At 43.6% G+C, this 20,482-nt stretch carries 21 protein-coding genes; 17 read left to right on the top strand and 4 right to left on the bottom strand.

Features of this window, described 5'->3' with window-relative positions; translation table 11 throughout:
- The first annotated feature begins 43 nt into the window (after nucleotides 1–43).
- The 9 genes from rlmN to BSAG_RS05590 all read left to right on the top strand — a co-directional run bounded on the left by rlmN (nucleotide 44) and on the right by BSAG_RS05590 (nucleotide 8,268).
- Nucleotides 44–1,078: a 23S rRNA (adenine(2503)-C(2))-methyltransferase RlmN gene (gene rlmN, locus BSAG_RS05550; protein WP_008017001.1), complete on the top strand. Its 1,035-nt coding sequence runs from the start codon at nucleotides 44–46 to the stop codon at nucleotides 1,076–1,078.
- A gap of 18 nt (nucleotides 1,079–1,096) precedes the next feature.
- A complete protein-coding gene (locus BSAG_RS05555; RefSeq protein ID WP_004315823.1) occupies nucleotides 1,097–2,137 on the top strand; it encodes a DUF4837 family protein in 1,041 nt (346 codons plus the stop codon).
- A gap of 4 nt (nucleotides 2,138–2,141) precedes the next feature.
- Entirely contained in the window at nucleotides 2,142–3,236 is a 1,095-nt protein-coding gene (gene pdxA, locus BSAG_RS05560; RefSeq protein ID WP_004315824.1) for a 4-hydroxythreonine-4-phosphate dehydrogenase PdxA, read from the top strand.
- Nucleotides 3,237–3,245: 9 nt separating this feature from the next.
- Nucleotides 3,246–4,487 carry a sigma-54 interaction domain-containing protein gene (locus BSAG_RS05565; RefSeq protein WP_004309800.1) on the top strand — a complete coding sequence of 414 codons (1,242 nt, stop codon included), beginning with the start codon at nucleotides 3,246–3,248 and terminating at the stop codon, nucleotides 4,485–4,487.
- Nucleotides 4,474–5,001 (top strand): LptE family protein, encoded by a 528-nt coding sequence (gene lptE / locus BSAG_RS05570; RefSeq protein WP_004315825.1) that lies wholly within the window; start codon nucleotides 4,474–4,476, stop codon nucleotides 4,999–5,001. Before BSAG_RS05565 ends, lptE begins: the two co-directional genes overlap by 14 nt.
- Nucleotides 5,002–5,006: 5 nt before the next feature.
- Nucleotides 5,007–5,780, top strand: a complete 774-nt coding sequence (locus BSAG_RS05575) for a hypothetical protein (protein WP_004315826.1) — start codon at nucleotides 5,007–5,009, stop codon at nucleotides 5,778–5,780.
- 6 nt (nucleotides 5,781–5,786) lie between these two features.
- Nucleotides 5,787–6,182, top strand: coding sequence for a preprotein translocase subunit SecG (secG, locus tag BSAG_RS05580; protein WP_004301890.1), 396 nt, complete (start codon nucleotides 5,787–5,789; stop codon nucleotides 6,180–6,182).
- Between the two features lie 249 nt (nucleotides 6,183–6,431).
- Nucleotides 6,432–7,820, top strand: a complete 1,389-nt coding sequence (locus BSAG_RS05585) for an MFS transporter (protein ID WP_004309797.1) — start codon at nucleotides 6,432–6,434, stop codon at nucleotides 7,818–7,820.
- Between the two features lie 97 nt (nucleotides 7,821–7,917).
- Nucleotides 7,918–8,268 carry a PqqD family protein gene (locus BSAG_RS05590; protein WP_004315827.1) on the top strand — a complete coding sequence of 117 codons (351 nt, stop codon included), beginning with the start codon at nucleotides 7,918–7,920 and terminating at the stop codon, nucleotides 8,266–8,268.
- Between the two features lie 18 nt (nucleotides 8,269–8,286).
- Here BSAG_RS05590 and BSAG_RS05595 read toward each other — a convergent pair whose 3' ends face one another.
- The 3 genes from BSAG_RS05595 to BSAG_RS05605 all read right to left on the bottom strand — a co-directional run bounded on the left by BSAG_RS05595 (nucleotide 8,287) and on the right by BSAG_RS05605 (nucleotide 11,259).
- Complete coding sequence (locus BSAG_RS05595) at nucleotides 8,287–8,571, bottom strand: hypothetical protein (protein WP_004301893.1); 285 nt, start codon at nucleotides 8,569–8,571, stop codon at nucleotides 8,287–8,289.
- Nucleotides 8,572–8,607: 36 nt separating this feature from the next.
- Entirely contained in the window at nucleotides 8,608–9,675 is a 1,068-nt protein-coding gene (locus tag BSAG_RS05600) for a DUF4831 family protein (protein ID WP_004315828.1), read from the bottom strand.
- A gap of 72 nt (nucleotides 9,676–9,747) precedes the next feature.
- Nucleotides 9,748–11,259: a bifunctional ADP-dependent NAD(P)H-hydrate dehydratase/NAD(P)H-hydrate epimerase gene (locus BSAG_RS05605; protein WP_004315829.1), complete on the bottom strand. Its 1,512-nt coding sequence runs from the start codon at nucleotides 11,257–11,259 to the stop codon at nucleotides 9,748–9,750.
- A 1,248-nt stretch (nucleotides 11,260–12,507) separates the two neighbouring features.
- Here BSAG_RS05605 and BSAG_RS05610 point away from each other — a divergent pair.
- From BSAG_RS05610 to BSAG_RS05635, 8 genes are all read left to right on the top strand, one after another.
- On the top strand, nucleotides 12,508–12,732 hold the full coding sequence (locus BSAG_RS05610) for a winged helix-turn-helix domain-containing protein (RefSeq protein WP_004315275.1): 225 nt from the start codon (nucleotides 12,508–12,510) through the stop codon (nucleotides 12,730–12,732).
- Between the two features lie 193 nt (nucleotides 12,733–12,925).
- A complete protein-coding gene (locus BSAG_RS05615; RefSeq protein WP_004315274.1) occupies nucleotides 12,926–14,470 on the top strand; it encodes a peptide MFS transporter in 1,545 nt (514 codons plus the stop codon).
- 40 nt (nucleotides 14,471–14,510) lie between these two features.
- Complete coding sequence (hpt, locus tag BSAG_RS0223425) at nucleotides 14,511–15,047, top strand: hypoxanthine phosphoribosyltransferase (RefSeq protein ID WP_004308350.1); 537 nt, start codon at nucleotides 14,511–14,513, stop codon at nucleotides 15,045–15,047.
- A gap of 59 nt (nucleotides 15,048–15,106) precedes the next feature.
- Entirely contained in the window at nucleotides 15,107–15,676 is a 570-nt protein-coding gene (locus tag BSAG_RS0223420; protein ID WP_004301902.1) for an adenylate kinase, read from the top strand.
- A gap of 88 nt (nucleotides 15,677–15,764) precedes the next feature.
- Nucleotides 15,765–16,928 carry a GTPase ObgE gene (gene obgE / locus BSAG_RS05620; protein WP_004315272.1) on the top strand — a complete coding sequence of 388 codons (1,164 nt, stop codon included), beginning with the start codon at nucleotides 15,765–15,767 and terminating at the stop codon, nucleotides 16,926–16,928.
- A complete protein-coding gene (pgeF, locus tag BSAG_RS05625; RefSeq protein ID WP_004308345.1) occupies nucleotides 16,925–17,737 on the top strand; it encodes a peptidoglycan editing factor PgeF in 813 nt (270 codons plus the stop codon). The genes obgE and pgeF overlap by 4 nt, the downstream gene beginning before the upstream one ends.
- Before the next feature lie 50 nt (nucleotides 17,738–17,787).
- Nucleotides 17,788–18,453, top strand: a complete 666-nt coding sequence (locus BSAG_RS05630) for a B3/4 domain-containing protein (RefSeq protein ID WP_008016983.1) — start codon at nucleotides 17,788–17,790, stop codon at nucleotides 18,451–18,453.
- Nucleotides 18,454–18,481: 28 nt separating this feature from the next.
- Nucleotides 18,482–19,120, top strand: coding sequence for a M23 family metallopeptidase (locus BSAG_RS05635; protein ID WP_004313421.1), 639 nt, complete (start codon nucleotides 18,482–18,484; stop codon nucleotides 19,118–19,120).
- A 43-nt stretch (nucleotides 19,121–19,163) separates the two neighbouring features.
- Here BSAG_RS05635 and BSAG_RS05640 read toward each other — a convergent pair whose 3' ends face one another.
- On the bottom strand, nucleotides 19,164–20,345 hold the full coding sequence (locus tag BSAG_RS05640; protein ID WP_004313420.1) for a lactonase family protein: 1,182 nt from the start codon (nucleotides 20,343–20,345) through the stop codon (nucleotides 19,164–19,166).
- Nucleotides 20,346–20,482: the final 137 nt, after the last annotated feature.

Genomic DNA, 20,482 nt, shown 5'->3' with positions numbered 1-20,482 from the left:
ATTTCCTTACATTTGCAGATATAAACTATCAACAGAAAGAAGAATGTCTAAATATCCCCTTTTAGGAATGACTCTTGTAGAGCTTCAATCATTGACAAAAAGACTGGGTATGCCCGGCTTTGCTGCCAAGCAGATTGCATCCTGGCTTTACGAAAAGAAGGTAGCCTCGATTGATGATATGACTAATTTGTCATTGAAACACCGGGAGTTGCTCAAGCAGAACTATGAGGTGGGAGCGGAAGCTCCGGTAGATGAAATGCGCTCTGTAGATGGTACGGTGAAGTATCTTTATAAAGTGGGTGAGAACCATTTTGTAGAGTCGGTTTATATACCGGATGATGACCGGGCAACGTTGTGCGTGTCGTCACAAGTAGGTTGCAAGATGAACTGTAAGTTCTGTATGACCGGCAAACAGGGGTATACGGCTAACCTGACCGCCAGCCAGATCATGAACCAGATTCATTCGCTGCCGGAACGGGACAAACTGACTAATGTCGTAATGATGGGAATGGGCGAGCCGCTCGATAACCTGGATGAGGTATTGAAGGCATTGGAACTACTGACCGCTACCTACGGTTACGCATGGAGTCCGAAGCGTATCACGCTTTCTACTGTCGGGCTACGGAAAGGATTGCAGCGTTTTATCGAAGAAAATGACTGTCACCTTGCCATCAGCCTTCACTCGCCGCTGACCGTTCAGCGTGCTGAATTAATGCCGGCGGAAAAGGCGTTTTCAATCACCGAAATGGTGGAACTGTTAAAAAACTATGATTTTAGTAAACAACGTCGACTTTCGTTTGAATATATTGTTTTTAAAGGGCTCAATGATTCGCAGGTCTATGCCAAAGAGTTGCTGAAACTTCTTCGCGGGCTGGATTGCAGGGTGAATCTGATTCGTTTTCATGCCATACCGGGGGTAGACCTCGAGGGAGCGGACATGGATACGATGACCCGTTTTCGTGATTATCTGACGTCACACGGACTTTTCACCACTATCCGTTCATCCAGAGGCGAAGATATTTTTGCCGCTTGCGGTATGCTGTCGACAGCGAAACAGGAGAAAAATAATGAAAGTTAATATATAAAACCGAACATCATGAAAAAGTACTCTTTTATTTTATGCATCGCTTTGGTAGCCTTTGTCGTTGCATCTTGTGGTCTGAAAGGAAATCACACCTCTAGTGGTCGTGCTTACGAGCTTTTGGTTGTAGTAGATCACGGTGTTTGGGATCGTGCTGCCGGAAGGGCTTTACATGATGCGCTCGATGCTGATATGCCCGGTTTGCCGCAGTCGGAACCTTCTTTCCGGATTATGTATACTTCACCGAAAGATTATGATTCTACGCTGAAGTTGATACGTAACATTATTATTGTAGATATACAGGATATATATACGAAAGCCTCGTTCAAATATGCGAAGGACGTGTATGCCAATCCGCAGATGATATTGACTATCCAGGCTCCGAACGAAGAAGAGTTTGAGAAGTTTGTGGAAGAGAACAAAAAGACGATTGTCGACTTCTTTACCCGTGCGGAAATGAACCGTCAGATTACGTTCCTGGAAGGGAAACACAGTAATTTCATTTCGCAGAAAGTGGACAGTTTGTTCGGATGCGACATCTGGGTGGATGCCGAACTGGCTAATTCAAAGACCGGGGATGATTTCTTCTGGGCTTCTACCAACACAGGTACTGCCGACCGTAACTTTGTGATGTACTCTTATCCGTACACTGACAAGGATACGTTTACCAAAGAATATTTTGTGCACAAACGTGACTCCGTGATGAAAGCCAATATCCCCGGATTCAAGGAAGGCGTTTATATGTCGACCGATAGTTTGCTGACCGATGTCCGTCCGATCAATGTACAGAACAGCTACACAATGGAAGCACGTGGCCTGTGGCGTATGAAGGGCGACTTTATGGGTGGTCCGTATGTGTCTCATACTCGTCTGGACGAGAAAAACCAACGAATTATTACAGCAGAAATATTTGTTTATTCACCTGATAAAATGAAACGCAACCTGGTACGCCAGATGGAAGCATCTCTGTATACACTGAAACTTCCGAATGAAGTTCAGCAGAATCAGATTCCATTGGGAGAGGCATCTAAGGAAGCGGAACAAACTAATAAATAAAAACATGGAAGATAACAAGATAAGGATAGGTATCACCCAAGGAGATATTAACGGGGTGGGCTATGAGGTGATTCTTAAGACATTTTCCGACCCTACGATGTTGGAACTATGTACTCCGATCATTTATGGCTCGCCGAAAGTAGCGGCTTATCATCGCAAAGCGCTGGATATACAGGCCAATTTCAGCATTGTCAACTCTGCTACCGAAGCGGGGTACAACCGTTTGAGCGTTGTGAACTGTACGGATGATGAGGTGAAAGTGGAATTTTCCAAACCCGATCCCGAAGCCGGTAAAGCTGCGTTGGGGGCTTTGGAACGTGCCATCGAAGAATATCGCGAAGGATTGATAGACGTTATCGTAACAGCTCCGATCAACAAACATACGATTCAGTCGGAAGAGTTCTCCTTCCCCGGACATACGGAATATATCGAAGAACGTCTGGGCAATGGTGATAAGTCATTGATGATTTTGATGAAGAATGACTTCCGGGTGGCTTTGGTGACGACACACATCCCTGTCAGAGAGATCGCGACTACGATTACCAAAGAATTGATTCAGGAGAAACTGATGATATTCCATCGTTGTCTGAAACAGGATTTCGGTATCGGCGCTCCGCGTATTGCGGTGCTCTCTCTCAATCCTCATGCCGGAGACGGTGGTTTGTTGGGAATGGAAGAGCAGGAAGTGATTATCCCTGCCATGAAAGAAATGGAAGAGAAAGGAATCCTTTGCTACGGTCCTTATGCGGCCGACGGCTTTATGGGTTCAGGCAATTATACTCATTTTGACGGTATCCTGGCGATGTATCACGATCAGGGGCTGGCTCCGTTCAAGGCCTTGGCTATGGAAGACGGGGTGAACTATACGGCAGGCCTGCCGGTAGTACGTACTTCTCCGGCTCATGGAACGGCATACGATATTGCAGGCAAGGGAGTGGCTTGTGAAGATTCTTTCCGTCAGGCAATCTATGTTGCCATCGACGTGTTCCGTAATCGTCAGCGGGAAAAAGTGGCTCGTGCCAATCCGTTGCGTAAACAGTATTACGAGAAACGTGACGATAGTGATAAACTGAAGCTGGATACAGTAGACGAAGATTAAAAACGAGTGATGACGAAAGCAGAGATACAACAAGTGAAACAGCGTTTCGGTATTATTGGAAATACTGAAGCATTGTCGCGCGCCATAGATGTTGCCATTCAGGTAGCTCCTACCGATTTGTCTGTGCTGATTACCGGAGAAAGTGGAGTCGGAAAAGAAAGTTTTCCGCAGATTATTCATCAATATAGTCGGAGGAAGCACGGGCAGTATATTGCTGTCAACTGTGGCGCTATTCCGGAGGGTACGATTGATTCCGAACTGTTCGGACATGAGAAAGGTGCGTTTACCGGTGCGATTGGCGAACGGAAAGGGTACTTTGGCGAAGCCGACGGCGGTACTATTTTTCTTGATGAAGTAGGGGAGTTGCCGATGTCTACCCAGGCACGTTTGCTCCGTGTACTGGAGAGTGGCGAGTTTATGAAAGTAGGTTCGTCCAAAGTACAAAAAACGGATGTGCGTGTGGTGGCGGCTACCAACGTCAATCTTACACAAGCGATTGCAGAAGGACGTTTCCGTGAAGATTTATATTACCGGTTGAATACGGTGCCTATCCAGATACCGCCTTTGCGTGAACGTGGTGACGATGTACTTTTGTTGTTTCGTAAGTTTTCCGCAGACTTTGCAGAGAAATACCGGATGCCCGCTATTCAGTTGACGGAGGATGCGAAGAAAGAGTTGTTGGCTTACCCGTGGCCCGGAAACGTGCGTCAGTTGAAGAACATCACCGAGCAAATATCTATCATTGAAACCAATAGGGAGATCTCTGCTGCTATCTTGCAGAATTATCTTCCTGCACAAAATACGCAACGTCTTCCCGCGTTGATGGGAACGCGTGAGAGTAAAGGCTTTGAGAGCGAACGGGAGATTCTTTATTCTGTTCTGTTCGATATGCGCCAGGAAGTGGCGGAGCTGAAGAAGATGGTGCACAACCTGATGGCGGAACGTGCCGGACAGGTGGGGCAGGTAGGACAAATGGGAACGGTGGTTACTACTCCGGTAGTGACGGCGCATCAACCTTCGGTACCTGCTATCATTCACACCATGCAGCCTACGGTTTGCAAGGATGATGATGACATACAAGACACGGAAGAATATGTAGAAGAATCCCCTTTGTCACTGGACGAAGTGGAGAAAGAAATGATACGCAAAGCACTTGAAAGGCATCACGGAAAGCGGAAGAGTGCGGCCAAGGACTTGAATATTTCCGAGCGTACACTTTATAGAAAAATAAAAGAATATGAATTGGATTAAGAAAATAATACGCCCTTTGCTACTGTTCGGCTTGCCGTTGGTAGTCATTGCGTGCACTGTTTCCTATAAGTTTAACGGATCGTCTATCAATTATGATAAGGTAAAGACCATTTCGATAGCCGACTTCCCGATCAAGTCGGAGTATGTATATGCTCCGTTGGCAACCAAATTCAATGAGGACCTGAAAGATATCTTCATCCGGCAGACCCGTCTGCAACTGCTCAAGCCGAGTCAAAATGCCGACTTGCAGATTGACGGAGAAATCACAGGATACAATCAGTACAACCAGGCAGTATCTGCCGACGGTTATTCTTCGGAGACGAAGTTGACTATCACCGTCAATGTGCGTTTTGTCAACAACACCAATCATGCCGAAGACTTTGAACAACAGTTTTCTGCGTTCCGTACCTACGACTCTAGCCAGTTGCTGACTGCCGTACAGGACGGATTGATTGCTGAAATGTCTAAAGAGATCACCGACCAAATTTTTAATGCAACTGTAGCAAACTGGTAATATAAATGACTTCTGTTAACTTTCAACAATGGATTCAGCATCCCGAGACGCTGAATAGGGATACTTTGTACGAACTGCGCAATCTTCTTGCGAGGTATCCGTATTTTCAGTCGCTTCGTCTGCTGTATCTGAAGAATCTGTATATTCTCCATGATATTAGTTTTGGTGGAGAACTGCGGAAAGCAGTTCTTTACATTGCAGACAGACGGCAGTTGTTCCGGTTGATTGAAGGTGACCGCTATGATGTGCAGGCACGGAAAAAGGGAGTACCTCTCACGGAGGTGTTGAAAGATGAACCGTCCGTAGACCGCACATTAGCATTGATCGACGCTTTCTTGTCCACAGTACCCGAAGAGGTGACTGCCCGCACCAGCTTCGACTATTCGATGGATTACACCTCTTATCTTTTGGAGGAGACTCCGGCCACGGAACGGCCGGCCGAAGAAACGCCCAAACTCAAAGGCTACGAACTGATTGACGACTTTATAGAAAAGAGCGAGAGCGACTCTCCCCTCTGCAAGAAACCTTTAAGAGAAGAAATGCCATCTTCGCCAACCTCTTCGGACGAACTTACCGAAGAAGAAACGATGAAGGAAGAAGAGGAAGATGACAGCTGTTTTACGGAAACTTTGGCAAAAATCTATGTTAAACAGCAACGATATTCAAAAGCTCTTGAAATAATTAAAAAATTAAGCTTGAAATATCCAAAAAAAAATGCTTACTTTGCAGACCAAATCAGATTTTTGGAGAAATTGATTATTAACGCTAATTCAAAATAACTAAAAATGTACTTATTATTCGTTATCTTAATGGTTATTGCAGCCTTGTTGATGTGTTTCATCGTGCTGATTCAGAACTCAAAAGGAGGCGGACTTGCTTCTGGTTTCTCTTCATCTAACGCCATCATGGGCGTGCGCAAGACTACAGATTTTCTGGAAAAAGCAACATGGGGCTTAGCTATCTTCATGGTGGTAATGAGCATTGCTACTGCTTATGTAGTTCCTCGCTCTGCTGTTGCTAAAGACGCAGTGTTGGAACAGGCACAGAAAGAACAACAGACTAACCCGTATAACTTACCCGCAGGTACGGCTGCGCCGCAAACTGAAGCTCCTGCTACCAATGCACCTGCTACAGAAACTCCGGCACCGGCTACTGAAACTCCTGCTCCTGCAGCAGAGTAATTCACTCCGTTGTCAGGTAAGACTTTGGGGTAAAACCATTAATGGGAAGGTGCAGACGGATGCTGCATTTCTTTGATATTTAAGTGCGGATTACGCAGATTACACGGATTTTCAATCTTCCGCGTGGTCAGTGTAATCCGCACTTAACTTTTTCTTGTAAAAACAATCTCTTTTTGATAGAAACAAACGAGATTTAACTACCTTTGTTGGTCGTATGAAGATTATTAACTACTATTTTTAAATATAACAATGACAGAACATTTGAAACAGAAATTGAATGACTCCGCCGTACTCCGATGGAGTGTTCTAGCATTGGTCGCATTTACTATGCTATGCGGCTATTTCCTCACCGACGTAATGTCTCCTCTAAAACCCATGCTTGAGAAAGAACTACTATGGGACAGTCTTGATTATGGTTTCTTCACAAGCGCTTACGGGTGGTTTAATGTATTCCTATTGATGCTGATTTTCGGTGGTATCATTTTGGATAAGATGGGAGTTCGTTTCACCGGAATGGGAGCTTGCTTATTGATGGTGTTTGGTTGTGGATTGAAATACTATGCGATTTCTACTACTTTTCCGGAAGGTGCCATGCTCTTCGGATTCAAAACACAGGTAACCCTGGCTGCATTGGGGTATGCTATCTTCGGTGTAGGTGTGGAAATTGCCGGTATCACAGTTTCCAAGATTATCGTAAAATGGTTCAAGGGTAAGGAAATGGCATTAGCTATGGGACTTGAAATGGCTACGGCACGTATCGGAACAACTCTGGCAATGGTGCTCACGGTTCCTTTGGCCGACTTTTTCGGATCTACGGATGAGAGTGGCACATTTCATACCAATATTCCTGCTCCGATTTTGTTTTGTCTGATTATGTTGTGCGTGGGTACGATTGCTTTCTTCCTTTATACTTTCTATGATAAGAAGTTGGATGCTTCTTTGGATGCAGAAGGATTGGAGCCGGAAGAGCCGTTCCGTATGAAAGATATTGTGTATATCATTACCAATAAAGGATTCTGGCTGATTGCATTACTATGTGTATTGTTCTACTCGGCTGTATTCCCCTTTATCAAGTATGCTGCCGACTTGATGGTGCAGAAGTATAACGTAGATCCGAAGTTGGCGGGAACGATTCCCGGATTGTTGCCGATTGGTGCGATTATCCTGACTCCGTTGTTCGGCTCGCTTTATGACCGTATCGGTAAGGGAGCTACGTTGATGATAATCGGATCAGTGATGCTTATTTTTGTGCATACGATGTTTGCTCTGCCTATACTGAATATATGGTGGTTTGCTACTATTATCATGATTATATTGGGATTTGCCTTCTCGTTGGTGCCTTCAGCTATGTGGCCGTCTGTTCCGAAGATTATTCCGGAAAAACAGTTGGGTACCGCATACGCATTGATTTTCTGGGTACAGAACTGGGGATTGATGGGTGTTCCTTTGTTGATCGGATGGGTGTTGAATACTTATTGCAAAGGTCCGGTAGTAGACGGTGCACAGACTTATGACTACACGTTGCCGATGGCTATTTTTGCTCTCTTTGGTGTGCTTGCTCTGATTGTGGCTTTGATGTTAAAGGCAGAGAACAAGAAGAAGGGATACGGTCTGGAAGAGGCGAATATCCAAAAGTAACTAGGAAATTCAATACCTAAAGTAACAAAGGAATTTTGTATCAAGGTGTAAACAAAAGGGTATCAGTATGAATACTCTGAAATAAAAAATAAGAAGTATGGCTGCCAAAGAGAAAATCAACCTGTTAGAGGTCATTCCCTGTCGCAGTGAACATATTACAGCAGAAAGGGAAGGGGAGACAATTGTGCTCTCCTTTCCCCGTTTTAAATATCCGTGGATGCAACGCTTCCTTGTGCCGAAAGGAATGTCGAAAGAACTTCATGTGAAATTGGAAGAACACGGTACGGCTGTATGGGAACTGATAGATGGAAAACGCAATGTTCGTGAGATTATAGAAAAACTCGCAGACCACTTTCAAAATGAAGAGGGCTACGAGTCGCGTGTATCGGCTTATCTTTCTCAAATGCAGAAAGATGGATTTATAAAACTGGTGATACCAGTCGTATAAATAGGAACTTATTATTATTTATTTGATAAATACAGCCCAAAGTATGACGGCAATTGCTATCAGGACCCCCATGATAATAAGCGTTCCCCAAACAAAATAATTGCTGTCTTTCTCTTTCTTTTTCTCCGAGTCGTGGATGATACGTTCCATTTCTTCGGGGGTGGTGTTGGGTAGTGGATAAGGTTCGTTTGCACGGTTTAAATGCTTCAACTTATCGTTAGCACGTTCACGACGTAGGCGGGAAGCTTCCCGTCCCTCTTTTATTCGGCGTATCATGTCGAATGCATGTCCTTCACCAACCATATTCTTTGTTTTTTAGAAGTTCACTTCCTCGTTTTTCTATTTCCCTTCTTCTCTGTCCACTTTGAGCAATCCTCCCGTATTCGGATCAAAATAAACTTTGATGGTAGAATTCTTGTTGAACAAAACCGGAGCCAGATATTCTATCACACCAAATTGAGTAATAGGAAGCTCACCTTCGTAAAGTTTCTTTTTACCGTCAGTCAGTGTAACCATAGCTTGTCCGGGTACGTTGTAGGCGATTCCATCCAAATCTTTCTTCTTCTTACCATCTTCCTGTGGCATCTTGACCGATTTCAGGTCTTTCAGACTGATATAAAACGGAGTTCCTGCCAAATCATTGTTGGCAACTACACCTAACTTCTTCGAGAAGCGGAAAGCAACTTCATTGTTGAATTCCTTGTCAGGGGTAAGGCGGACAGTGAATGTTCTCTCTTCTTTGTTGCAGGTGCCGGAGAACATTTGTGTCATGGCTTCTTCCTGTGCATTCAGATTGTCGAGCATAATCTTAAGCTGTGCCCCATCTGAAGGCATATTATCAGCTTGTCCGCGCAATAAGGCATTTTTGCTTTCGCGGATGTTATAGATTTCTTTAGCCACCAGCTCGGCCATCTTGGCGGTAGAACTAGCCATCAGAATCTCTTCGGTCAGGAATTCGCGAGGATTCGCTTTCTTTTGGAGGACTGCGGGGGCGGGAGCAGCTTTTTTGCCTACACTGCTATTGCTGTAAGGAACATTGATCGTTTTCACAATGCCATCCTCTGTCAGTTCCATGAGCGGTGCTACTGTCTTATCCTTCAATTTTACGAAATACATAGTTTCGCTGTTGGGCACACCTACGGATTTCACTTTTACGCTAGCCAGTTCCCAGTACTCTTCAGGGTCGGCGGAGACGTTGGTCAGTCGCAGGTAACGATCAGCATATTTGCTGAATTCTCCCGGAGTATAGTTGACTTTGTTGGCTTTTATTTCAAGTTCTATTTGGGTTTTGGGAAGACTGTAAACCACTCCATAGTCTTTTCCTCGGGTAACCCCCGTCAGTACTTCGGTTTGTGCATAGGCGGACGTTGTCATAAGTAGTCCTGCTGCTATAATCAACTTTTTCATATTCGGTTCTTTTTAACTGGTTTTGAAAACAAAGTTAATGAAGTTATTGAAAAAAGGGTAAGTTCTTAACTTTTATTCGCTTACAAGTCGCCATGCTGTCGGCAGACAGGTGATAATATCGCTTGTGATCATTCCGATCATTCCTTGCTTCTTTTGAGCGACATCGCCCGCCAGTCCGTGAATGTAAGTGCCGATTTTTGCGGCTTCCTCGGTTGGGTAACCTTGGGCAAGTAGTGCCAGGATTACTCCGGTCAGTACGTCACCGCTACCTCCGGTTGCCATTCCCGGATTTCCGGTTGGGTTGAAGAAACATTTACCTTCGGGGGTGATGATGGCGGAGTAGGCTCCTTTTAAAATAATGTGAACATGGGCGGCACGGGCCAGTTCGCAGGCCTTCATCAGACGTTCGTAAGAGTCCTGGCATTTGCCGGTCAGACGTTCCAGTTCTTTCGGATGCGGGGTGAGGATGGAACCCTTCGGCAGGTGGGTAAGGGCATGGCGGTGGTTGGCAAGGATATTAAGTGCGTCGGCATCCACCACAACAGGAGTCTGGCAGTGTTCCAGTTGTTCCAACAAGGCAGCTTCCGTTTCCTCGTTTCGTCCCAGTCCCGGACCGATGCCGACTGCTTGATAGTCGTCCGTGTCGGTAGGTACGGCAAAACAGGTTTCGTTGATGTCGGTTTCTACGATTGCTTCGGGTATGGAGGTTTGCAAGATGTCGTTGTTGCACATTGGCGCATGGACAGTCAGCAACCCTACTCCCGAACGGAGGCAGGCGCGGGCAGCGAGAATAGAGGCTCCTGCCATTCCTTTTGAACCGGCAATCAATAGTGCATGGCCGAAGTTCCCCTTGTGGGCAAACTGTTTGCGTGGCTTGATGAGTGAACGGATTTGCTCTATTTCCAACATTTCGTAGTTCGTTTCCATCTCTTCAATACCGTCTTCGCTTAATTGGATGTCCAGCACTTCCCATTCTCCGACAAATTCCGTGTTCTCTGCGAAAAGAAAGGCGAGCTTCGGCAGTTGCAGACTGAAAGTTACGTCGGCACGGATAATATTGGCTTTTACGTTGAATGTATTTTCTTCTCCCATCAGTCCGGAAGGAATGTCGATGGCTACTACCATAGCAGGGGAGGAATTGATGTATTTCACTACGGCAGCGAATCCGCCGCTCAACGGTTTGTTCAGGCCTGAACCGAATAATCCGTCGATTACCAGATGGTCGGGCGTCAGGGCGGGAGGTACGAATTGGGTACTGATCTCGTGGAATTTTACTTCTTCCATCATTTCTACCAGTTCTTTATTGGTCTGGCAGTCGGGTGAAAGTTCTCCTTTCGTGTTGAAGAGAAATACCTCGATTTTATATCCTTTTTCAGCCATCATGCGGGCTACGGCGAGAGCGTCTCCGCCATTATTCCCCGGTCCGGCAAAGATAGTGACCGGCGTTTCCGTATTCCATCTGTCTGTGATGGCTTTTGTTAATACGGTTGCTGCACGTTCCATCAGATCGATTGATGCAATAGGTTCGTTCTCAATGGTATAAGCGTCCAATTTCTTGATACTGCTGCTTGGAAATATTTTCATTGCGATGTTCTTTTAGTTTTCGGATTACAAATGTACATGATTCTTCTGACTTTTCCCGTTTGTTGTGGGAAGAAAACCATAATTGCAACTTTTAATTCATCATTAGTTCTATCTTTTGGTCAGAGAAATATCTGCTTTTGAACTATTAAGTGTTAGAATAACTCCGCCAAAAAATAATTCAATGCTGCACCATTATGAACTTACTTTTATTTCTCCTGAAAAAGATTTGGTTCTTCTTCAAATTCCGTGCTACTTATTTATGTTCAATTACCTTATTCATGGCTATTCCGGAGTACTTTAAGATGCATATAGTTTGGATAATTTATTTGCTATTTCTAATATGCCGATATCCCTTTATCCATCGGCCTTTCAATGAGCTTTACTAGCACGGAATTTGATTAAGAACCAAAGATTTCTTCATTTCATTTCTCATATTCTCATTGTTTTTCGATAAACGAAAGCTAATCAAATAGATATCTTATGAGAAACACTTTTTCGAAACGGTATTTCTCATAAGTTCTCCCATATTTTGGCTCAAAAGCCACCTTATTCTCATAGTATTTCAGGGTATTTCTCATAGTCAAAAGCCATTTGTTCTTCCTTTTTTCTTTCAGCCTGCCTTATTTTTATCAGGAAATGAAGCTACTATTTAGATAAAATAGTGGCTTTTTGCTTGAAGATGCTCATTGGTATCGATTGTCCCATATATTGTGGGAAAGTTTTCCTTCAATATACAGGAATACTTTCCCACAAAATAAGGGAATACTTTCCCAAGCCTTAGGGAATCTTTTCCCACAATATGTGGAACTAAGACACTGTGTATGGAAGCAAGCAAAAGGAATACATAGTTTTATTTATTCAATGTCAGCTTCCGGCACACTACACTATGAGAAATGAAGCAAAATCCGGGTTATTTTGCGAAGAAACTATGAGAAATGCCTGTTTTTAAATCATTTCTCATAGTCTATCTTATTAGTTTACTGCCACTTGTTTCTTATTTATGAGAATATGAGAAATGAAAAATCTTTTTCTGTAGAGGCGCGGATGGAAATTGTGTTTAGTTTATCTCCATACCTTCTTAAACAAATTTTTAATGCGGTTCCCCTGATTAAGCCTTTGATTATTTGCCGTTTCCGATAAAAATGTTATCTTTGGAGATAGATAATGTGCATCACATCATTTTCCAGTGCTCACAATGAAAATGAATTAAAATCTAAATAACGGATTGTTTAATCTTCTAAAGTTTGCATGATGGAAAAGACAAAAATTGGCTTGAATGCCGGGAAAGTATGGCGCATCTTAAATGAAAAAGGTGAACTTTCAATGTTCGATTTGTGCCGTGAATTAAGTTTGACGTTTGAAGACGTAGCTCTCGCTATTGGTTGGCTGACCCGAGAAGACAAGATCTTTTTGAGGAAAAGAGAAGGAATGCTTTTTGCCAGTATCGAAAATGTCGAATTTACTTTTGGCTAAGGTGGTAGCTAACCTACATTTAAGATGGATCTCCACTTTATTATTTACACTGCTAAAAAAGTAATGAAGTGGATCAGTAGGATTTTTTATGCTCGTTTTTACTATTCCCCCTATTATTCTGTTTGATAAGAGAAGCATCTAATCTACTTTTTCTGTACCTTTGCACCCCATAAACTACTAAACACATAAATTCATGAGTGCATTGAAAGGGCATCCGAAAGGCCTTTATCTGATTTTCGCGACAAGCACGGCAGAACGTTTCAGTTATTACGGTATGCGTGCGATCTTTATTCTTTTCCTGACGCAGGCATTATTGTTTGACAAAGAAGCGGCAGCATCCATCTACGGCAGCTATACCGGACTAGTTTATTTAACCCCGTTGATTGGCGGATACATTGCCGATAAATATTGGGGAATCCGTCGTTCCGTGTTTTGGGGAGCGGTGATGATGGCAGTCGGACAATTCCTGATGTTTATGAGTGCTTCCACTTTAGATAATACAAACCTTGCCCACTGGATGATGTATGGTGGACTAGGCTTCCTGATCTTGGGCAATGGTTGCTTCAAACCCACTGTCTCTTCTCTGGTAGGTCAGCTCTACGAACCCGGAGACAGGCGGTTGGATGCTGCATACACCATTTTTTATATGGGAGTGAATGTAGGCTCTTTTGCTGCTCCTTTGATTTGTGGTTATCTGGGTGATACCGGTGATCCGCATGACTTTAAATGGGGATTTCTTGCAGCCGGAATCATGACACTGTTCACCGTTGTTCTTTTCGAGACTCAAAAGAATAAATATCTTTTTTCTCCTTCCGGAGAACCGATTGGTATTATCCCCGATGCTAAACGTGAAAAGAAAGAAGACAAGGCCGACCATATCTCACACCCGAAGATGGACAAACATACCAAAGTACGTAACACCCTTGTAATCACAATTCTTACCATTGCTTTAATAGCCTTCTTTAACTATGCATTTGAAGGCGATTGGGTGAGTATCGGCATTTTTACCGCCTGCATTGTTTTCCCTGTTCTGATCTTGTTAGACGGTTCATTGACCAAAATAGAACGCAGCCGTATTTTCGTTATCTATATAGTAGCCTTCTTTGTCATCTTCTTCTGGGCAGCCTACGAACAGGCGGGAGCTTCTTTAACTCTCTTCGCATCCGAACAGACGAATCGTGACATATTCGGTTGGGAAATGCCGGCTTCATGGTTTCAATCCTTCAATCCACTGTTTGTAGTTGTCCTGGCATATATCATGCCGGGTGTATGGGGTTTCCTGAACAAGCGAAAGATGGAACCTGCTTCTCCTACCAAACAAGCGATTGGTCTGTTACTCCTTTCTTTAGGTTATCTTTTCATCTGTTTCGGAGTGAAAGATGCAGTTCCCGGAGTGAAAGTGAGCATGATTTGGCTGACAGGACTTTACTTTATTCATACCATGGGTGAAATAGCTTTGTCGCCTATCGGACTTTCAATGGTAAATAAATTGAGTCCGCTGCGTTTCGCTTCCCTGATGATGGGAATCTGGTATCTGTCTACTGCCACAGCCAATAAATTTGCGGGAATGTTGAGCGGGCTCTATCCGGAAGCCGGAAAAGTGAAGTCAATCTTTGGTTATCAGATTGCTACCATGTATGATTTCTTTATGGTATTCGTCGTAATGTCCGGTGTTGCTTCGTTGATTCTGTTCCTTCTCTCGAAGAAATTACAGAAGATGATGCACGGGGTAGAATAAAAAATCGTATTTTTGCAAGGTTATTTTTAAATTACCGGTTATGGATACCATTCAGATAAAAGACAAATTGTTTACCGTTTCCATTAAGGAACAAGAAATTCAGAAAGAAGTGATTCGCGTAGCGAACGAAATCAACCGCGATTTGGCAGGTAAGAATCCGCTTTTTCTTAGTGTGTTGAACGGTTCGTTTATGTTTACTGCTGATTTACTGAAGCACATCACCATCCCTTGTGAAATCTCATTTGTGAAGTTGGCGTCTTATCAGGGCATCACTTCTACCGGAGTGATTAAAGAGGTAATCGGCCTGAATGAAGACATTGCCGGACGTACCATTGTGATCGTAGAAGATATTGTAGACACAGGACTGACGATGCAGCGACTGCTCGAAACATTAGGTACACGCAATCCCGAAGCTATCCATATCGCTTCTCTGTTGGTGAAACCTGAAAAGCTCAAGGTAAACCTCAACATTGAATATGTAGCGATGGAAATTCCGAACGACTTTATCGTAGGTTACGGACTGGATTATGATGGTTTCGGACGTAATTATCCCGATATTTATACAGTAGTAGATTAATATTAAATAGGTACCAGTTTAAATGGTAAATAGTAAATCGTTAAATTGTAAATAACAAAATGTTGAACATCGTAATTTTCGGTGCTCCGGGTTCAGGAAAAGGAACACAGAGCGAACGTATCGTAGAAAAGTATGGAATCAATCACATCTCGACAGGAGATGTATTGCGTGCTGAAATCAAGAATGGCACAGAACTGGGTAAAACAGCTAAAGGTTACATCGACCAAGGTCAATTGATTCCTGATGAATTAATGATTGATATTCTGGCAAGCGTATTCGACAGCTTCAAAGATAGCAAAGGGGTAATTTTCGACGGTTTCCCAAGAACAATTGCACAAGCAGAAGCATTAAAGAAAATGTTGGCAGAAAGAGGACAGGACGTTTCTGTAATGGTTGACTTGGATGTTCCGGAAGAAGAACTGATGGTACGTCTCATTAAACGTGGCAAGGATTCCGGTCGTGCTGATGATAACGAAGAAACAATCAAGAAACGTCTGCATGTATATCATTCACAGACTGCTCCACTGATCGACTGGTACAAGAACGAAAAGAAATACCAACACATCAACGGCTTGGGTACTATGGAAGGTATCTTCGCTGAAATCTGCGAAGCAGTAGATAAATTGTAATAATACAATATTATAAATAAATAAGTCAGTAGCCGGAGTGTTCTAATTAACTGCTCTAACTACTGACTACTTTAACTTTTAAAAAAGTATGGCTGAATCGAATTTTGTTGATTACGTAAAGATATACTGTCGCTCGGGTAAGGGCGGAAGAGGCTCTACGCACATGAGGCGCGAGAAATATTGTCCTAACGGAGGTCCCGACGGGGGCGATGGTGGAAGAGGAGGTCATATCATCTTGCGCGGTAACCGTAATTACTGGACATTGCTGCACTTGAAGTATGACCGTCATGCAATGGCCGGTCATGGTGAATCGGGGAGCAAAGGACGTAGTTTCGGAAAAGACGGTGCGGATAAAATAATAGAAGTACCCTGCGGAACGGTAGTTTATAATGCCGAGACAGGGGAGTATCTTTGTGACGTAACAGAAGACGGACAGGAAGTGATTTTGCTCAAAGGCGGTCGCGGCGGTCAGGGTAACTGGCATTTCAAGACGGCCACCCGTCAGGCTCCGCGTTTTGCGCAGCCGGGAGAGCCGATGCAGGAAATGACCGTTATCATGGAGCTGAAACTGCTTGCCGATGTCGGTCTGGTAGGTTTCCCGAATGCGGGAAAGTCAACTTTGCTTTCTTCCATTTCGGCTGCTAAACCGAAAATTGCCGATTACCCGTTTACTACGCTCGAACCCAACTTGGGCATCGTTTCCTATCACGGTGGAAAATCCTTTGTGATGGCGGACATACCGGGTATTATCGAAGGTGCCAGTCAGGGAAAAGGTTTGGGACTGCGTTTCTTGCGTCATATCGAACGTAATTCATTACTGCTGTTTATGGTTCCGGCAGACAGCGACGACATTCGTAAAGAATACGAAGTCTTGCTGAACGAACTGCGTACCTTCAATCCTGAAATGTTGGACAAGCAACGTGTGTTGGCTGTTACCAAGAGTGATATGCTCGATCAGGAGTTGATGGACGAGATTGAACCTACATTGCCGGAAGGCATTCCACATGTATTCATATCTTCTGTTTCCGGTTTGGGCATCTCGGTGTTGAAAGACATCCTTTGGGAAGAACTGAACAAGGAAAGCAATAAGATAGAGGACATCGTTCACCGTCCGAAAGACGTGACCCGTCTGCAACAGGAACTCAAAGACATGGGCGAAGATGAAGACATCGTTTATGAATATGAGGAAGATGTCGACGACGACGATGATATCGATTATGAATACGAAGAAGAAGATTGGGAAGAAAAATGATTTCACTTACAAAACATAACGAGTTGAAGGGATATAAGTCACTGGAGGCATATCCCGAAGTAGCTCATTTTGTAACTACGCGTCACGAAGGTATAAGCACCGGAGCTTACGGCTCTTTCAACTGTTCGCCTTATACCAATGACTCATGCATGAACGTCAATCGCAATCAGAGCTGGTTGTTTCAGTGCATGAATCATCAGATAAAGGAATTATTTATTCCTGAACAGAATCATGGCTGTGCCAGTCTGATTATCAATGAATCATTTTTTAAAGAATCATTGGAAATGAGACGACTACTTCTGCGAGGAATGGATGCCTTGATAACTAATGTGCCGGGATATTGCGTTTGTGTCACGACAGCGGATTGTGTTCCTGTATTGCTGTACGACAAAAAACAACACGTTGTGGCTGCCGTTCATGCCGGATGGAAAGGAACAGTGAAGCATATTGTCAGTAATGTGATGGATCACTTGAATAAGATGTTCGGGACGCAAGGCGAAGATGTGATAGCTTGCATCGGGCCGAGCATTTCGCTCGAATCATTTGAAGTAGGTGATGAGGTGTATGATGCTTTTGAAGAAAGCGGCTTCGATATGTCTCTTATTTCTATGAAGAAGAAAGAAACAGGCAAATATCATATTGATTTGTGGGAAGCCAACCGGATTGAATTACTGAATCTCGGAGTGCCTGCAGAACAGATAGAAGTGGCCGGAATCTGTACCTATATTCATCATGATGAATTCTTCTCTGCACGTAGACTGGGAATAGATTCCGGTCGTACATTGTCGGGAATAATGATTAGAAAGTAATAATTAGCGTCCGTAATTGCAGGACGCTGATGATTGGTTTATGATAAGTTATGTTTGAAATAAAAGTATCTAAAGAAATAAAAGACGCATGCCCGGTTTTTGCCGGAGCCGCTGTGTATGCTGTTGTGAAAAATACAGCTTACAGCGAAGGGCTTTGGCAGGAGATCGACGCTTTTACCAGGCAACTGACTTCCACAACACAGATGGAAGACATCAAACATCAACCCGTTATCTTTGCTACCCGTGAGGCTTATAAACGTTGTGGCAAAGACCCCGGACGTTATCGTCCGTCAGCCGAAGCTCTACGCCGCCGCCTGATGCGTGGAATCCCTTTATATCAGATTGATACGTTGGTAGACCTTATCAACCTTGTGTCTCTTCGCACAGGACATTCGATCGGTGGTTTTGACGCGGATAAAATACAAGGTACGCACCTTGAACTCGGTATCGGCAAAGCAGGAGAACCGTTTGAAGGTATCGGACGCGGTGTATTGAATATCGAAGGATTACCTGTATATCGTGATTCTTTCGGCGGAATCGGAACCCCGACAAGCGACCATGAACGTACGAAGATGGACCTCGGAACTACTCATATCCTAGCCATAGTCAACGGTTATAACGGAAAAGAAGGTTTGCAAGAAGCTGTTGAAATGATACAGACCTTATTAAGAAACTATACAGAATCGGATGGAGGCGAAATCGTATTCTTCGAATAATTAGAATGAGTGCTCTAAGAAAAAAGACATGAAAAACATACTTATCTTACTGACAGTTTTATTATTGCCTCTGGCTGCCGACGGGCAGGATAAACTTTCCTTCTCTGCCCGCGAAATGGCTGATGTACGGGTAGCTACTCCCGGATTATTTGCTAAAAGCAATCATATCTATCTGCATTTGGATTCTCTGAAAGACCACGAATATGCTTTTCCATTACCCGGAGGAAAAGTAATCTCTGCCTATGGAACTCGCGGAGGACATTCGGGAACAGACATTAAGACCTGTGCAAAAGATACGATTCGTGCTGCTTTTGATGGAGTGGTGCGTATGTCGAAACCCTATTATGCCTACGGAAATATCGTTGTAATCCGCCACGCTAACGGATTGGAAACACTTTATAGCCACAATTTCAAGAATCTGGTTAAAACTGGTGATGTTGTAAAAGCCGGACAACCTATCGGGCTGACAGGACGTACCGGTCGTGCCACTACCGAACATGTACACTTCGAAACCCGTATTAACGGGCAACATTTTAATCCGAATCTCATTTTTGACTTAAAAGAGAGAACATTGCGGAAAGAATGTATCAAGTGTACCAAGAACGGGAGTAAAATCGTTGTGAAGACTCAAATTCCTGACAATCGGATTGCTCAAAATAAAAAGTAAAGGGCTATCAGTAGTTGATGAATAGCCGGGAGATTATGACAAATTATGGCACAAATTTTATACAGACCGGCTTGTCTACTTTAATATCCTGATGTACGTCTGTTAATAGTCCTGTATCTGCATCTCTTTCATAAACTTGTATCACATTGCTATCTCTGCAAGCAACCAACAAGTATTTCCCATTAGGCGTGATGATGAAATTGCGTGGATGAATCCCTGTCAGTTGATAGCCTGCTTTCGCTAACATTCCGTTATCCGGGTGAATACTGAATATGGCAATACCATCTGCTTTCAAACGGTTGCTGGCATACAGGAATTTACCATCCGGGCTGATATGAATATCAGCGCTTCCTTGTGCGTTTACCGTATCGGCAGCGATTGTTTGCATCTCTTTTAAATCTCCGTCTTTATATTCAAAAGCGATTACTGTGCCCGATAACTCATTAATCAGATAGGCGTAATGGCCGTTTGGCGAGAAAGTCAGATGGCGGGGACCCGAACCGGCTTTCACTTTAAAGGCAGCAGGCGATCCTTTTTTCAGAAATGCTTCTTTATTCTCTACATTTGCAGCTGGGTTAATGATAAACTTATGTATTTGATCTGTACCCAAGTCATCGGCAAACAAGTATTTACCATCCGGAGTGATACGGACACAATGCAGATGCGGTTTCTCTTGTCGTTCCTTGTCTACTCCCGTACCTTTGAATTGTATAATATCGGAAGCGGGTAGGAGCGAGCCATCTTTTGCGATAGGGAAAACGGAGATGCTGCCGCCACTGTAGTTGGCGGTTATCACATTATTTCCACTGGCGATGATATAACAGGGATCTTCACCTCCCGTTTGCTGTGAATTTAATAGTTGCAAAGTACCTTTTTCTTTATTGAAGGCAAATGCATTGGCGGCAGCTTGCGTATTATTGAGTTCACTGACTGCATAGACGAATTTTCCGTCGGCAGATGGAACAAGATAAGAAGGATTTTCAACTTCCGTTTCACTTAACGGAGTGGCAGTCCCGTCTTCTTCGTTGAAGCGGTAGCTATATATCCCTTTACTGGTTCCTGATGTGTAAGTACCCACCAACATGGTTAGTTCGTTTTCCGTTGTATCGGTTGTTTCCATAGGAGTCTTTTTTTTAGAAGTACAGCCACTGATACTGATTCCGAATATGCAAACAGCGGCAAATGCTTTGAATATAGATGTTTTAGATAGATATGTCTTAATCATAAGTAGCTTATTATTGGTTGATTTTTCATGATGCTTTTTCACCTTAAATATAAAATAGCTCCGTAAAGATAGTGCTTTGATATAATATTTGCTAACGTCTTCTCGTAAATTAAAAAACATTTCCTATCTTTGCACTC

The sequence above is a fragment of the Bacteroides sp. D1 genome (assembly GCF_000157095.2).
GTDB classification, from domain to species: domain Bacteria; phylum Bacteroidota; class Bacteroidia; order Bacteroidales; family Bacteroidaceae; genus Bacteroides; species Bacteroides xylanisolvens.
The sequence above is the reverse complement of the archived record's forward strand: the minus strand, read 5'-3'. Positions and strand labels throughout refer to the sequence as shown.